The 15617-nt window shown below is 54.8% G+C and carries 14 protein-coding genes and 2 pseudogenes; 10 read left to right on the plus strand and 6 right to left on the minus strand.

The window, feature by feature from the left end:
• Positions 1-205: 205 nt before the first annotated feature.
• Positions 206-1207 carry an NADPH:quinone oxidoreductase family protein gene (locus PhaeoP97_RS07770; RefSeq protein ID WP_072504597.1) on the minus strand — a complete coding sequence of 334 codons (1002 nt, stop codon included), beginning with the start codon at positions 1205-1207 and terminating at the stop codon, positions 206-208.
• Positions 1208-1369: 162 nt separating this feature from the next.
• Between PhaeoP97_RS07770 and PhaeoP97_RS07775 the strand changes: the two genes are divergently transcribed.
• From PhaeoP97_RS07775 to PhaeoP97_RS07800, 6 genes are all read left to right on the plus strand, one after another.
• Positions 1370-2392 (plus strand): NAD(P)H-dependent flavin oxidoreductase, encoded by a 1023-nt coding sequence (locus PhaeoP97_RS07775; protein WP_072506360.1) that lies wholly within the window; start codon positions 1370-1372, stop codon positions 2390-2392.
• An 11-nt stretch (positions 2393-2403) separates the two neighbouring features.
• Entirely contained in the window at positions 2404-3474 is a 1071-nt protein-coding gene (locus tag PhaeoP97_RS07780) for a phosphotransferase family protein (protein ID WP_237028997.1), read from the plus strand.
• 26 nt (positions 3475-3500) lie between these two features.
• Positions 3501-4295 carry an IclR family transcriptional regulator gene (locus PhaeoP97_RS07785; protein ID WP_072504599.1) on the plus strand — a complete coding sequence of 265 codons (795 nt, stop codon included), beginning with the start codon at positions 3501-3503 and terminating at the stop codon, positions 4293-4295.
• 144 nt (positions 4296-4439) lie between these two features.
• Positions 4440-5192, plus strand: a complete 753-nt coding sequence (locus PhaeoP97_RS07790; protein WP_072504600.1) for an enoyl-CoA hydratase/isomerase family protein — start codon at positions 4440-4442, stop codon at positions 5190-5192.
• A 33-nt stretch (positions 5193-5225) separates the two neighbouring features.
• Positions 5226-6437 (plus strand): serine hydrolase domain-containing protein, encoded by a 1212-nt coding sequence (locus tag PhaeoP97_RS07795; protein WP_072504601.1) that lies wholly within the window; start codon positions 5226-5228, stop codon positions 6435-6437.
• Between the two features lie 79 nt (positions 6438-6516).
• A complete protein-coding gene (locus tag PhaeoP97_RS07800; protein ID WP_072504602.1) occupies positions 6517-7383 on the plus strand; it encodes an acyl-CoA thioesterase in 867 nt (288 codons plus the stop codon).
• Positions 7384-7392: 9 nt separating this feature from the next.
• On the opposite strand, the gene PhaeoP97_RS07805 is transcribed toward PhaeoP97_RS07800, so the two are convergent.
• Positions 7393-8169 carry an SDR family NAD(P)-dependent oxidoreductase gene (locus PhaeoP97_RS07805; RefSeq protein WP_072504603.1) on the minus strand — a complete coding sequence of 259 codons (777 nt, stop codon included), beginning with the start codon at positions 8167-8169 and terminating at the stop codon, positions 7393-7395.
• A gap of 201 nt (positions 8170-8370) precedes the next feature.
• On the opposite strand from PhaeoP97_RS07805, the pseudogene PhaeoP97_RS07810 reads away from it, so the two are divergent.
• The 3 genes and pseudogenes from PhaeoP97_RS07810 to PhaeoP97_RS20895 all read left to right on the plus strand — a co-directional run.
• Positions 8371-9688, plus strand: a pseudogene (locus PhaeoP97_RS07810) (ISNCY family transposase).
• A 15-nt stretch (positions 9689-9703) separates the two neighbouring features.
• Complete coding sequence (locus PhaeoP97_RS07815; RefSeq protein ID WP_072504604.1) at positions 9704-9976, plus strand: hypothetical protein; 273 nt, start codon at positions 9704-9706, stop codon at positions 9974-9976.
• A 330-nt stretch (positions 9977-10306) separates the two neighbouring features.
• Positions 10307-10513 (plus strand): annotated as a pseudogene (locus PhaeoP97_RS20895) (hypothetical protein); the annotation flags it as partial.
• 588 nt (positions 10514-11101) lie between these two features.
• Here PhaeoP97_RS20895 and PhaeoP97_RS07825 read toward each other — a convergent pair.
• On the minus strand, positions 11102-12322 hold the full coding sequence (locus PhaeoP97_RS07825; protein ID WP_072504606.1) for an acyl-CoA dehydrogenase: 1221 nt from the start codon (positions 12320-12322) through the stop codon (positions 11102-11104).
• Between the two features lie 103 nt (positions 12323-12425).
• Here PhaeoP97_RS07825 and PhaeoP97_RS07830 point away from each other — a divergent pair, with 103 nt between their 5' ends.
• Positions 12426-13337: a LysR family transcriptional regulator gene (locus PhaeoP97_RS07830; protein WP_072504607.1), complete on the plus strand. Its 912-nt coding sequence runs from the start codon at positions 12426-12428 to the stop codon at positions 13335-13337.
• Positions 13338-13399: 62 nt separating this feature from the next.
• Here the strand turns inward: PhaeoP97_RS07830 and phoB are convergent, their stop codons facing one another.
• The 3 genes from phoB to pstB are packed head-to-tail and all read right to left on the minus strand — an operon-like array spanning position 13400 to position 15614.
• Positions 13400-14089 carry a phosphate regulon transcriptional regulator PhoB gene (gene phoB / locus PhaeoP97_RS07835; protein WP_014874682.1) on the minus strand — a complete coding sequence of 230 codons (690 nt, stop codon included), beginning with the start codon at positions 14087-14089 and terminating at the stop codon, positions 13400-13402.
• A 2-nt stretch (positions 14090-14091) separates the two neighbouring features.
• Positions 14092-14802, minus strand: coding sequence for a phosphate signaling complex protein PhoU (gene phoU, locus PhaeoP97_RS07840; RefSeq protein ID WP_014874683.1), 711 nt, complete (start codon positions 14800-14802; stop codon positions 14092-14094).
• A 14-nt stretch (positions 14803-14816) separates the two neighbouring features.
• The gene (pstB, locus tag PhaeoP97_RS07845) at positions 14817-15614 is read right to left on the minus strand and encodes a phosphate ABC transporter ATP-binding protein PstB (RefSeq protein ID WP_072504608.1); all 798 of its coding nucleotides are present in this window, start codon (positions 15612-15614) and stop codon (positions 14817-14819) included.
• Positions 15615-15617 lie beyond the last annotated feature (3 nt).

Here is a 15617-nt window from a genome sequence, read left to right on the forward strand (position 1 = left end):
CAAGTGGTCAGTCTGTCATTGTGCTGCTACCTAAATATCCGCTGCTACAGTTCTTGCAGCGGGAGGCGAGCATTCTTCGCCAGAAGACCGGGTAACAGCGCATCCAGCTTAACATCAAATACGTGTAATCCGCTCATATTGAAATATATTTTCCGATAATATGCAAGCAGTCTAGTGCGACCAATCGGAGAGCAATCTGGTCAGATCAGTCTGACGTATTTGTCAGGATGATCTTGCCTAGGACAGCTCGGTTTTGCATTTCTGACAGGGCGTCTGCGGCCTTTTCCATCGGATATGTCGCATGAATGCGAGGCCGGATTTCTCCGCGCGAATAGAGGTCGAAGAGTTCGGAGACATTGCGTTGATGGTCCGCTGGGGCACGTTGGACAGCCGCGCCCCAGAACACGCCGACAATCTGACAGCCTTTCAGCAGCGGTAAATTCATAGGTATCGACGCAATACCCGCGGCAAAGCCAACAACGAGATAACGACCTTGCCACGCCATCGCGCGCAAGGCTGGCTCTGCATAAGCTCCACCGACCGCATCATAAACCACATCAATGCCGGAACTGCCTGCCAAAGCCTTGATATTTCTCCCAAAGGAGATTTGCTCTTCCTTATCCGGCGCGCGTCCGTAAATCACTGTTGCATCGGCGCCAATCGTCTCGCAAAAATGGGCCTTATTGGCGGTGGAGACTGCGGCGATTACCCGTGCCCCGCGTGCCTTAGCCAGTTCAATCGCGGCAGAGCCGACGCCACCGGCGCCGCCCAGCACCAATACGGTCTCGCCGGATCGCAAGTTGGCACGATCCTTCAACGCGTGATGCGATGTGCCATAAGTAAAGACAAACCCGGCGGCATCGACGTCCGACATTTGATCGGGGATCTTAAAAGCGCTGCTTGCAGGGATGCAGATATGGGTGGCAAAACCGCCAAAGCCGGTCAGCGCCAGTATCCGATCGCCAATTGCATGGCTGGTCACGTCTCGGCCCACTGCGATGATCTCGCCCGCGATTTCTCCACCAGGGGCAAAGGGGCGTGGCGGTTTGATCTGATAAAGATCCCGGATCATTAAAGTATCTGGGTAATTCACGCTGGCGGCGCGGATTGCCACCAATACCTCGGCCGGGCCGGGTTCAGGGCGTTCCTGGGCGCTCCATTGTAGCGTTTCTGGTCCACCTAGAGCTGTCGAAAGCATCGCCTGCATGGTCGAAAATCCTGTCATGACACCCAAAATTGGGCTGTGTTACGTTAAGTCTTCTGCGTAGATCCCCCGTTGTCAACGAAATTGCGAAATGCAATTCTGCTCTGCAGAAGGTCTGTCTCCATCTTGGGAGCGGTGTCAGAAATGCTGGGTAAGGGACTGAAAATGAAAGAACTTCATCTCACGCAGGGCGGTCAGCCGATGCCAAAGGCGCTGCAAGGCCTGCGTCTGCCCCTGATCGGGGCGCCTTTATTCATCATCTCAGTGCCGGAATTGGTTATTGCGCAATGCAAGGCCGGGATTGTTGGTGCGTTTCCCGCGCTCAATGCCCGCGAATCTGATGGTGAGCCGCCGCTGCTGGAAAGCTGGCTGAGACAAATCACGGAAGCGCTGGATCGCCACAATCAGGAAAATCCAGATCATCCGGCAGCGCCATTTGCGGTAAATCAGATTGTGCATCGCTCCAACACGCGGTTGGAACGAGATCTGGAGATTTGCTATCGCTGGAAAGTGCCTCTGTGGATCACCTCCCTTGGTGCGCGCCCAGAGGTGAATGAGGCTGCGCATGCCTGTGGCGGTGTTGTGTTGCATGATGTGATCAACAACCGATTTGCCAAAAAGGCGATCGAAAAAGGCGCAGACGGTCTGATTGCAGTTGGCGCAGGGGCAGGCGGCCACGCTGGGCAGCAATCGCCACTGGCGTTGATTAGTGAAATTCGCTGCTGGTTTGATGGGCCCTTGGCGCTCTCGGGGGCGATTGCGAACGGGCGGTCTTTGTTGGCTGCGCGGGCTCTTGGGGCTGATTTTGGCTATGCCGGTTCGCCATTTATCGCCACAAACGAAGCCAACGCCCAGCAGGCCTACAAACAGATGATCGTCGATAGTGATGCGGATGATATCGTCTATTCTTCATTGTTCACAGGTATTTCCGGGAACTATTTGAAAGGGTCGATTCAAAATGCTGGTTTGGATCCGGACGATCTGGAGACGGCTGATCCAAGTTCGATGAATTTCTCTGACGGGTCGTCCAAGGCTAAGGCGTGGAAGGAAATCTGGGGATCGGGTCAAGGCATCGGCGCGATTAAGGATATCCAGCCGGTCGCCGCACTGGTCGATCAAATTGCCATTGATTATGTCGCAGCCGGCGAACGGCTTGCGGCAGGATTTACGATGGCTGGTGACCACTGATGGCTCCACAGATGTCCGATACGGAAAAACGAGATAGCGTCGATGCCGACAGCGATCCCCTGACGCTCGACCTTACGGCAGTGCAACGCTACATGTGTGGGCGATTACCGGGGTTTGACGCCGACGTCACCGCCACGAAATTCCAAAATGGTCAATCCAACCCCACCTTCTTGTTGTCGACTGATGCCGGCGCATATGTATTGCGGCGCAAGCCACCGGGGGTGCTTCTCAAATCTGCTCATGCAGTAGATCGTGAGTTTCGCGTGCAGACGGCCTTGCAGGATACCGATGTTCCGGTTGCGCGTATGCATCATCTTTGTGAGGATGATGCGGTTATTGGATCGTCTTTTTACATTATGGAACAGGTGGTTGGGCGCAATTTCTCAGATCCGGCCTTGCCTGAACTGACATCTGATTCTCGTGCGGCAGTTATGGACGAAATGAATCGCGTTCTGGCGGCCCTTCATTCCATTGATGTCGACAAGATCGGGCTTGGTAACTATGGCCCAAACGGTAACTACTTCGTCAGACAGCTTGATCGCTGGACCAAGCAATATCGCGCGAGCGAAACTGATGTGATCGACGACATGGACGCTCTTATTGCAGCGCTGGACGCGCAAATGCCGGTGGATGATGGTCAGCGTGGGCTTGTGCATGGGGATTACCGGATCGACAATATGATCTACGCCCAAGACGGCACCGAATGCCGCGCCGTCTTGGACTGGGAGCTGTCTACAATCGGTCATCCTTATGCTGATCTGGCAGGCGTCATCATGCAGTGGCAGATGCCTCCGGGGCGTGAAGGCCGCGGTCTGGAGGGGATCAATCGGCGCGATCTGGGGTTGCCAACGGATCAGGAATTTATCGCAAGCTATTGCAAACGCCGTGGTCTTTCGGGAATTTCTGACTTTGGTTACTATCTATCATTCAGTTTCTTCCGAATGACTGCGATTCTGCAGGGGGTTCGAAAGCGTGGGCTTGATGGCAATGCCTCGAACCCTGAGCACGCGGCAAGATTGGGGGCGTTTGTACCTGAATTCGCACGCGCAGGGCTTGCGGCACTGACGGGCAAGCCTCACTAAAGGGGGCAGCAGCAACAGGACACGATATGGATAGTGATGCGGGGACCCAGACGGATGGCGAAAAGGACCGCAATTTTGTCACAGCTCTGGCGCGGGGATTGGATGTACTGCGCGCGTTCAGACGCAATGAGCTGGAACTAACAAACACCGATCTGGCGATGCGGACGGGCCTGCCGAAGCCGACGATCTCACGGCTCACGTATACATTGTGTCAGCTTGGCTATCTTGTGCAGGATTCACAGTCGGGCAACTATCGACTTGGGGCAGGGGTGCTGCGTCTGGGATACGGTGTCTTGGCTGGTATGGATATCAGCGAACGTGCCTCGCAGATTTTACGAGATTTACGGAATGGCGAAAATTCATATATTACCAGTGCATTAGGCGAAGCACATCATTCGGATGTCATCTATATCGCGGTGCATCGTTCCCGCGAAGATGTATCGCTTGCAGCCCATGTGGGGATGCGGCTGCCATTGTTTTTCTCGGCGGTGGGACGGGCGGTTCTGGCAGGCATGTCGCCTGATCAGCGGGCTGAGAGCCTGCGCATTGCCGATGTGCTCGATCCTGACCGGGCACAGGCACGTCAAGATAGTTTAGGCCGCGCGCAAGAAGAATACTCCGCGCGCGGGTTCTGTACCGGATATGGCGACTGGCGCCGGGACGTCAACGGCATTGCAGTGCCGGTGGTTTCGCTTAACGGAATGCGGGTTTACGGACTGAACGTCGGCGGTCCGGCCTTTCACGTCAGTCCTGAAGCGCTTGAGAAAACCTATGCCGACCAACTTATCACTGCGGCCGAAACGCTGAGCATGCGCCCGTAGTGGTAACGCTTTTCCAAAGAGGCTCCGCTATACCGGCTGTTGCGTGGAGTTTCGCAGGCCAAAATACTCGACCTTGGTAAATAGACCGCGCATGATGTGACAAATGGCTGATCAGGCATCCAGCCCAAAAGGAAAGACGCAGACATGACCGATAGCGAGTGGTTGTTACGGAAATCGCATGGCGATGGTATTCTAGAAATCCAATTGGCTCGTGCACCGGTCAATGCGCTATCGCCCGCGTTCCTGATGGATTTCGCCTCGACGATCAAAGAGTTGGGTGAAGATCCTGATATTCGCGCTGTGCTTCTTACAAGTGCATTCAAAGTGTTCTCCGCAGGTCTGGATCTGAAAGCAGCGCGGGAGTTTGATCTTTCTGGTCAACAGGCCGCTGTGCAGGGGTTGAACGAGGCGTTCTTAGCGCTTTATGCGTTTCCCAAGCCCGTGGTCGCCGCAGTCAACGGGGCTGCGATTGCTGGTGGGTTGTTTTTTGTCCTTTGCAGCGATGTGCGTGTCGCCCAGGTGAAATCCAAGTTCGGCCTTGCAGAAGTGCAAGCAGGTGTCGATTTTCCCGTGGCACCACTTGAGATTGCGCGCGCGACATTGAACCCGAATATTCAGCGTCGTCTGATGCTTACGGGACAAAACATCGGTCCGATCGCGGCGCGTAATTTCAATATTGTTGATATTATCGCTGATGACGCAGAGGATCTTCTTGGGTATTCGCTGAAAGAGGCCCGGACCTTGGCTGCGTTGCCGCCCAAAGCCTATGCCGCGATCAAACATCAACTGCGTGGCGAAACCATCGCCCGGATAAGAGCTGCGATGACCAGTGAGACTGTACCCAAGGCTTGGTTCACCGACGAAACCATTCCCGCCATGACCAAAGCAATCGGCTGATCCGCCGTTTGCCTGACAACAACAGGAGCGCCAATGGACGCCGCACGCCTTGAGAACCTCAAGACATGGCAAGATCGCTATGTGGAGCACCGCAAATATGCTGGCAGTTCGCTATTGATCAATCGGGGTGGGAACGAAGCCTATTTCTATGCCACCGGCTATCGCACTATAGAAGAGGATCTGCCCTTCACGCGTGAAACCGTGGCGCGTATCTATTCAATGTCCAAGCCGGTAACATCGCTGGCGCTGATGATTCTGGTGGAGCGTGGCCTGCTGCATCTAGATGCGCCTGTATCAGATTTTATTCCTGAATTCAGTAGTATGCGCTGCCTTGTTGATGGTGCGACTGATGTTGAACAGACGGAAAGCTGCCGTCCACCAACACTGCATGAATTGCTGACGCATACCAGTGGCCTTAGTTATCCATTTAATCCCGGTATCCTTCCAGAAGAGATGTCCAAGACCGAGTTGATGTTCAAGCCTGATCAGGGTCTGCTTGCGACGAAGGTCACGGAATTGGCGCAGCTACCGCTGGCATTTCATCCAGGCACACACTGGGAATACTCTGTCGGCATTGATGTCATCGGTCGGGTGATTGAAGTGGTGACTGGCGGCAGTCTTTCGACATTCTTGAAACAGCAGATTTTTGATCCGCTGGGAATGAACTCGACAGGTTTTCAGACTATCAAATCGACTGGTAACCTATTGGCGTCATTGTATTCTCCACTCAGCGGCGATGCTATGGCGCTGAATGACGCTAAGCAAGGTGGCGAGCGTCTTCGCCTGATCGATTCCTATGACAATACTCCCTTTGATCGCACAAAAATGCAGTCGGGCGGCGGTGGTTTGCTGAGCACGATTGACGACTACATGCGTTTCGCCGAAATGATCCGGTTGCGTGGCAAGGTCGGAAACGAGTATATCATCGGCCCACAGACTATTGATTTCATGCGCCAAAATCACCTGCGCGGTGATATCGCCTCGATGGGTCCGCAGAGCTTTGCAGAGCAACCTATGAACGGTATGGGCTTTGGTCTCGGCGGCGCTGTCGTGCTCAATCCTGCGCTGACTCGCTGTCCTGGTTCTCTGGGGGATTTCAGCTGGGGCGGTATGGCCTCGACGTTTTTCTGGGTTGATCCCGTTCTGGATCTCAATGTCGTGTTCTTTACACAGCTAGCCCCGTCCAGTTCCTATCCGTCACGCGCTGAGTTAAAAGCGCTGGTTCACGGCGCTGTAACAGTCTAATTCCATGACATTAGCCAGCCAAAGGGCAGGGCGGTTCTTGTCGCATTGCCCAGGCTGAAATATCAAAAAGGGACGGTAAATGACTGATGCTGCTGAGATTCTCTTGAACCTTCTTGACCTGGAAGAGCTCGACCGAAATCTCTATCGTGGTATCGGATCCGGCGGTGAAACGCCGACCCGAATTTATGGCGGCCAAGTTATCGCTCAGGCGTTGATGGCAGCCTATGCGACAGTGCCAGATCGATTGTGTCACTCGCTGCATGCGTATTTCATTCGTCCGGGTGATCCGTCAAAGCCGGTGATCTACGCAGTTGACCCGTCCCGTGACGGCGGCAGTTTTACAACCAGACGCGTGACAGCACTGCAAAACGGCAAGCAGATCCTAAATCTTGCGGCGTCTTTCCATATTGTTGAGCCTGGTTGGGAGCATCAGCATGACATACCAAGCGTTCAGGGGCCGGAGACCCTGACATCGCGCGATGTTTTGCTACGCAAGTTAGCGCCGAATTTAGATGATCTCCTGCGTGTGGAATTCACCCGCGAGCGCCCGTTTGAAATTCGTGATGTTGAACCAAGAGACCCTCTTGAACCTGAAAAATGCATTGATATCAATCATATGTGGATAAGAATGAAAGCGGCAAAGAATGCCAGTCCACAGCTTCAACATGTGTTGATGGCTTATGTTTCTGACTATGGTCTGCTGGGGTCCGCGCTGCGTCCGCATGGTCTGAGCTTTGTAAAAGGTCAAGCAATGACGGCCAGTCTTGATCATGCGATGTGGTTTCATGCACCAGTGAAATTTGACGATTGGCATCTTTATACGATGGACTCACCGTTTGCCGGAGGTGGACGGGGGTTTAATCGGGGCTCGATTTTTACACAGGATGGTCAATTGGTCGCCAGCGTCGCACAGGAAGGGTTGATGCGCCCGATGTCAAAGTCCTAAATCGGCCTGTCAGTCCGCCTGTGGCATACCAAACTTGTCTCGCAATCGCTGCATCCCGGTGATCCAACGACCATAATTCGCGGTCTTGGCCTGCATATAGGCTTTGACATTTGGATGCGGCAGAACAAGAAATTCTTCTTTCTCAATTGCTTCGACGCAAAGCGTTGCAACATCCTCGGCCGTAATCATACCATCAACGCTTGCCGCGCTGTTTTCCAACCCTCTGGTCATCGGTGTTTGCACGGCCTGTGGACAGACAACCGAAACGCCGATCCCTTGATCGCCATGGGTGATCGCCAGCCATTCGGAAAATCCGACAGCCGCATGTTTGCTGACGCCATAGCTGGCAGCGCCAATCTGATTCAGCAATCCAGCAGCAGATGCAACGTTGAGAAAATAACCGCCACCACGCGCGCGCATCCGCGGCACCAAATGACGGGCGGCAGAGACATGCGCCATCACATTGATGTCCCAGCTTTTCTGCCAATCGTCCAGCGACGTCTCAAGCCCGCCAATTCTTAGGATTCCGGCGTTGGAGCAGAACACGTCAATCGGGGCAATCTCACGCTCGATGGTATCAATCATCTGACCAACTTCCGCGTCACACCCCACATCGACGCCATAGGCTATGCCATTAATAACAGAGGCTGTGTCGTGGGCGTTCTGCTTGTCGAGATCAGCGCAGATAACGTGTCGTGGTTGTTTGGTGGCCAGCACCAATGCAAGGGCGCGTCCGATACCGGAACCGGCACCGGTAATGACAATCGTCTTATCCTTCAGGTCCATTGAATCTTCTGTTCCTCGTCAGATGGAATTGCCCGAGTGTCGGTGTATGGCATACCTCCCGCAAGTGTGACGCTACAGTATTTTTTAGTTTACATAATACTGATTATTGGATGCTTTCTTGTACGCGCAAAGCGATAATGTCACCCATGAGCAAAGCAGAAGTGTCACTCTCCTCGTAAAACGATGTGAGGATGAGCGGACATGGGATGGGTGGTGATGAGCGAGCGCGAGTTGAACCGCGTGGAAGTTTTGGCGCAGGTCGATGATGGCCGGCTGAGCGTCGACAATGCGGCGAACATGCTGGACCTGACACGTCGTCAGGTTTTCCGGCTGCTCAAGCGATACCGTCAGGATGGCGCAGCCGCGATCCGGCACAAATCGCGCGGCAAAATTCCAAACAATCAGATCCACAAAGCCAAACGCGACTATGCGTTGGGCCTGATCAAGGAACAGTATCCGGATTTCGGGCCGACCCTGGCGGCCGAGATGCTGGCCGAACATCATGGCTTCAAAGTCTCTCGCGAGACGCTTCGGAAGTGGATGGTTGAAGATGGCATCTGGCTTTCGCGCAAGCAGCGCCGCCAGTTCCACCAGCCGCGTCTACGCCGAGAATGTTTCGGCGAGCTGATCCAGATCGATGGGTCAGACCATCGTTGGTTTGAAGATCGCGCAGGTCCCTGCACCCTGCTCGTCTTCATTGATGATGCCACCAGTACCTTGATGGAGCTTCGGTTTCGAAGCACTGGAAAGCTATTTGCTCGAACACGGACGCCCCGTTGCATTCTACAGCGACAAACACACAGTGTTCCGCGTGGCCAAGGAAGACGCCAAGGCTGGCGCGGGTATGACCCAGTTTGGACGTGCTTTGAATCAGTTGAACGTCGAGATCTTGTGCGCCAATTCAAGTCAGGCCAAGGGGCGCGTTGAGCGCGCCAACCGGACCTTGCAAGATCGGCTCGTGAAAGAACTGCGGCTGGCTGATATTTCGGATTTGGAAGCTGGAAACGCCTATCTGCAAGGCTTCAAGGGCCGTTACAACACCCAGTTCGCCAAATCGCCGGCCAAGCCTGACAACCTGCACCGCGCGCTCAACGTCGAGCCGGACCGGCTGGATGAAGTGCTGTGTTGGCGCGAGAACAGGTACGTCGGTAAGCAGTTGACGTTTTCTTATGACCGCAAGCGGATCATGCTGGAAGAAAGTGATGTGACGCGCGGCCTTGTGGGCAAATACGTAGACACCTACGCCTTTGTCGACGGCCGGTTTGAGGTGCGCTCAAAAGGCCGATCCCTGCCCTACAAGATCTTCGACATGGACCAACGGGTCACTCATGCCGCCATCACCGACAACAAGCGCTTGGGTGCCGTGCTCGAGCACATCAAAGACATGCAAGATAAGGCCCCGCCAAAATATCCAGTCAGAACAAATTCTGAGAAGATGGGGTATAAGCCAAATGGCAAACGTCCCGGCAGACCTTCCAGCGCACGTGCCAAAAAGACGATTGTACAGGCGGCGGAATAGGCCCAGGTTTGCGGCATGGATACTGACGACGACCCAGAGATCATCTTCTCCGATTACACGCAATCCGTTGTCATCGACGGGCATCATTTCGATGTCGAGATATATAAGACCAGCATCCATCCCGGCTGGATCCTGTCCGTAGAGAACCAGTTCGGAACGTTGACCGTGTCGGACAATCCACCCTTTTTCGGCGACGTCCTCGCCTGGCGCGCCTTTGAGGAACTCGTCCGCGAGGAAGGTATCAAAGCCTTCTACAACAAGAAAGAGCGTCGCAAGCTTGGTCTATGACCAACCACCGCAAGGCTTATCAACCCTACGATATATGACGTCTCCGGGCTGCTAAGCCTTGCTACCGGCAGCGCATTTGGTGACACTTCTGCTTTGCGCAACCAGTGACATTTCTGAATGGTGTTTACATTTCTTGGAACCTGAAATACGCCTTTCGTGTTGTTGCGCTCTTATGGATCTTTAATGGAGTAAATCATATATACTTTCAACCCGTGATAGATCTCCTTCAGCTGGTGCCCCTCATTGCGCAAAATCGGTACATAAAGATAACGCCGCAACCGTTGCCGGTGCGGCGTTATATCTTCCCATCAATGACGCCTCAGAAACGCAGACGCTTTTCCAGTGGATCTGGACGCCTGGCTGACCAAATATAACGAGCAGCGGCCACATTCGCGACGATACTGCTATGGCAAGACGCCTATGCAGATCTTTTGCGAGCTGCACATTGCCAGGGACAAGACGATCAGGGCTCCCGAAACATCGGACCGCCAGCAACCTCAGCACAGAAAGCTGAGGTGTCCGTCAGATCAAGCCTGAAGTTTTACATCTTCTGTTCATTTAGATTGACGTGTCTGGCATGGTTGCGGTACCTAGCATGCAGTTATGTTGGGATGTTTTGTGACTTTCGCAGCGCATAGATGCCAATCATTGGTTTCCATTTGCGTTACTGCAAAGTCATTAAACGTGAAAATACTACGATACGGTTCCTTTCTATATCAGCATTTGCAGGGATGCATTCTGGCGTACGCCCAGCCTCCATACATCACCTTTGCGTATAGATCCGTTTGGGTCGCCGAACGGTTCGATCAATTTGCAAAATTTCATGAGTGCATTAACTGTCCCCGCGCCGGTTTCTAGCAATGCTTGGGCCTTCTGGTTTACGATTTTAACCATTTTCCTTCGCTATGCCGGTTCTGTAGCCAAAGAATCCCTTCACTATCTTTGCGGGAGTTCCCGTGTGAATCAGCTTTGCGGTTTTGCGGTCAGACCTTGCATCTATGCCAAGCCTTGTGGCCAAGTTAACCACGATACGCTGTAAGAGATGATTTACGATCTTAACGAAAAAGCACACCGTTGGTATTCAACGATGCGCTTTCTGCAGTGTTTCAGGCGATCTACCAGTGCCTAGAAAAAGGCCTGAAGACCTGTCTGGGCGCGCCCAAGGATCAGGGCATGGACGTCATGCGTCCCCTCATAGGTGTTCACTGTTTCCAGGTTGACCATGTGGCGGATGACGCCGAATTCCAGGCTGATCCCATTGCCGCCGTGCATGTCACGGGCGTGACGCGCAATTTCGAGTGCCTTGCCGCAGTTGTTCCGTTTGACAATGGAAATCATCTCCGGCGCAGCATTGGCGTCATCCATTAGACGCCCCACGCGCAAGGAGGCCTGTAGGCCAAGCGTGATTTCGGTTTGCATATTGGCCAGTTTCAGTTGGAACAACTGCGTATTGGCCAAGGGACGTCCGAATTGCTTGCGATCAAGGCCGTATTGGCGCGCGGCATGCCAGCAGGATTCTGCTGCGCCCATTGCGCCCCAACTGATGCCGTAGCGTGCGCGGTTCAAACAACCAAACGGGCCTTTTAGCCCCTCGACATGAGGCAGCAGCGCGTCGTCACCGACTTCGACGCCGTCCATGACGATCTCACCAGTGATGGAGGCGCGCAGCGATGCTTTATTGGCGATTTTTGGTGCGGACAGGCCCTTCATCCCTTTTTCCAGGACAAAGCCGCGGATCTTGCCGCCATGGGCTTCCGATTTGGCCCAGACGACAAACACATCTGCGATCGGCGCGTTGGAGATCCACATTTTTGATCCGGTCAACCGGTAGCCGCCTTCGGTCTTTTCCGCGCGGGTTTTCATGCCGGCCGGGTCAGATCCCGCATCGGGTTCGGTCAGGCCAAAACAGCCGATCCATTCGCCGGAGGAGAGTTTCGGCAGGTATTTCTGCCGCTGTTCTTCACTGCCATATGCGTAAATAGGATACATCACGAGTGAGCTTTGCACGGACATCATGGAGCGGTAGCCACTGTCGACCCGCTCTACTTCGCGTGCGACCAGGCCATAGGAGACATAGCCTGCCCCCAGACCACCATATTGTTCCGGAATGGTGGTGCCCAAAAGGCCCATTTCTCCCATCTCACGAAAGATTTCTGGATCAGTTTTCTCGTTTTCATAAGCACTTAAAACACGCGGTTGAAGTTTCTCCTGTGCATATGCACGGGCGGATGCAGCGATCATACGCTCATCCTCGGTCAGTTGCTCGTCCAGTCGTAGCGGATCTTCCCAGTTGAACTGGCCGAGGTCGGGGGCGTCTTTTGCACGCAATGCAGGTTTATCAGTCATCGGTTGTTACCCTTCTTTGCCCTGAATTTGGATCGCAGCTTAACTATTGAGTAAGGCGATTTACAGCGAGACTTTCACACCAAAACATGCCAAAAGCTCATATATGGCAACACCGCGACGTTTTCTTCCTTCTATTGCTGCCCTGCGGGCGCTCGAGGCGCTGGACCGTTTGGGCAGTGCGTCGGCGGCTGCGGATGAATTATCCCTGACACAGGGGGCTGTTAGCCGCCAGTTGCAAGCCCTAGAACGGCAGCTCGGCATAGATCTGGTCCGCCGCGATCAGAAACGGCTCACGCTGTCACCCGAGGCGGCGACCTATGCCGGAGAAATCCGTCAGGCGCTCAATCAGATTGCCCAATCAACGCTGCGCGTGCAGGCTGCTCCTCTGGCCGGAACCCTCAACCTTGCTATCCTGCCGGCATTTGGAATGCGGTGGTTGATGCCACGACTGCCGGAGTTTGCGCGATTACACCCAGATGTGACAATTAACATGTCCACTAGGCTAGAACCATTTAACTTTGTTGGCGAAGGGTTTGATGCAGCAATACATTTTGGTACAGCTGATTGGCCGGGTACCGCTGCGCTCTTGCTGAAGCATGAACAGATGTTGCCGGTCTGTGCACCGGATCTGCTGGGTGAGCGCGACGTTACTGATCCGGCGGATATCGCGGCCCTGCCCTTGCTGCATATCCAGACCCGTCCGCAGGCCTGGCAGCAATGGTTTCAATGCCATAATATCGATGTAAGCAGAGGATTGTCGGGCACAATGTATGATCAATTCGCAACCATCACCCAGGCAGCGTTACATGGGTTGGGCGTGGCCCTAATGCCCGATTATCTGGTGGAGCAGGATTTGGCAACTGGGCGTTTGACTGCGTTACATCCGACTGCGACCGAAAGTCCGGGTGCCTATTACCTGGTCTGGCCTGAGGCCCGGTCCAAGGACCCTGCCCTGATCAAGTTTCGCAACTGGCTGGCTGGGCAAGCGCAGCCCGAAGATCCGCTGCCAAGGTAGGTATCATAAAACAAAACCCCGCGTTCTGGCGGGGTTTTGTTTTCTCTCAGTTACTTAACGCTTTATCCTAACGCGTAGCCCGCGCCACGGACCGTGCGCACGGGGTCACTGCCGCCGTGTTGGGTCAGCGCTTTGCGCAGGCGGCCAATGTGAACATCCACAGTGCGGGTGTCGACGTAGATGTCCCGTCCCCAGACCCGATCCAAAAGCTGTTCGCGGCTCCACACCCGACCCGGTTTTTCCATAAAGGTGGAGAGCAGGCGGAACTCTGTCGGCCCCAGCTTCAGCGGCGCTTCTGCGCGGCTTACCTTATGGGTTTCAGCGTCCAATATGATGTCGTCGAATTCCAGCCGCACGCCAACGGTCGAAGGACGGACCCGGCGCAGCTGCGTGCGTACACGCGCCATCAGCTCGATCACCGAATAGGGCTTCACCACATAGTCATCTGCGCCAGTTTCCAACCCGCGCACCTTGTCGACCTCTTCCGAGCGGGCCGACAGCATGATGATTGGAATGTTGCGGGTTTCCGTGCGGGTCTTCAGACGGCGGCAAACCTCAATCCCGCTCAGATTGGGCATCATCCAATCCAGTACGATGATATCCGGCATGTCCTCTTCGACGATCAGCAGCGCCTCTTCGCCATGTTCTGCGCGCAGCACACGAAAGCCGTCCGCCTCCAGATTATAGGCCAAAACTTCGCGTTGGGCCAATTCGTCCTCGACCACCAGAACGGTGGGTTGGTCGGCAGCCATGGTCAGACCTCCTGCGGTACAGACGATGTGGTGTCGGCTTTCTGCCGGTCATCCTCGGGCTTGTCGCCGGTCACCAGATAGACCACCTGTTCGGCAATCGACGTGACATGATCGCCCATGCGTTCGACGTTCTTGGCGATGAAGTGCAGGTGCATGCAGGGTGTGATGTTGCGCGGATCCTCCATCATGAAGGTCAGGAACTCGCGGAACAGGGCATTGTACATCTGGTCGACGTCGCGGTCGCGGGCGATCACGTCCTGCGCCAGTTCCACGTCGCGCTGAATGTAAGAATCCAACGCATCCTTCAGCATCAGTTCGACTTCGCGCGCCATACGGCGCATGGCGGCAGCACTTTCGGAAACATTTGGCCCCTGCGCCAGAACAGCCGTCCGTTTGGCGATGTTCTTGGCATAGTCGCCGATCCGTTCCAGATTGCCGGAGATTTTCATCACCGACAGAACCAGCCGCAGGTCAACGGCGGCGGGCGCACGGATGGCGATGACGCGGGCGGCTTCTTCGTTGATCAGTTCTTCCAGACCGTCGATGGCCTTATCGCCCTGACGGACCTGCTGGGCCAGTTCCTCATCGCGGGTTTCCAGCGCGCGGGCGGCGTCCATGATGGCAGCCTCGACGAGGCCGCCCATTTTCATGATCTGAGCCTGAATAGCTTCGAGGTCGCGGTCAAACGCGGATGCAATATGTTGTTCTACCATGGGTCAGTCCTCGATCAGCCGATACGGCCGGTGATATAGCTTTCGGTGCGCGGATCTTCGGGATTGGTGAAGATCTGCCCGGTCGCACCAAATTCCACCAGATTGCCAAGGTGGAAGAAGGCGGTTTTCTGGCTCACCCGTGCGGCCTGCTGCATGGAATGGGTGACGATCACCACCGAATAGCTGTTGCGCAGCTCGTCAATCAGCTCTTCGATCTGGGCGGTTGCAATCGGGTCCAGCGCCGAACATGGCTCATCCATCAAGAGCACTTCGGGTTCGGTCGCGACAGCACGGGCGATACACAGGCGCTGTTGCTGGCCGCCGGAGAGACCTGTACCGGGTGCGTCCAGCCGATCCTTCACCTCATCCCAGATGGCGCCACGGCGCAGGGATTTCTCAACGATTTCGTCCAGCTCCGCCTTATTGGCGGCCAGGCCGTGGATGCGCGGGCCATAGGCGACGTTGTCATAGATCGACTTGGGGAACGGGTTCGGCTTCTGAAACACCATGCCCACCTTAGCGCGCAGCTGCACGGGATCCACGCGGTTGTCGTAGATATCTTCGCCATCAATGGAGATATCGCCAGTTACCCGGCAGATATCAATCGTGTCATTCATCCGGTTGAGACAGCGCAGAAAGGTCGACTTGCCGCAGCCCGATGGGCCGATGAAAGCGGTGACGGTGTTGTCTTCGATCCCGACGTTCACGTCCTTGATCGCGTGGGACTCGCCGTAATAGACATTCACGTTTTTGGCGGCGATCTTGGTTTTCTGAGTTTGCACGTCTTTGTCCAATGCAGTCATCTGGTTCATAAT

The sequence above is a fragment of the Phaeobacter porticola genome, from assembly GCF_001888185.1.
In the GTDB taxonomy this organism is placed as follows: Bacteria; Pseudomonadota; Alphaproteobacteria; order Rhodobacterales; family Rhodobacteraceae; genus Phaeobacter; species Phaeobacter porticola.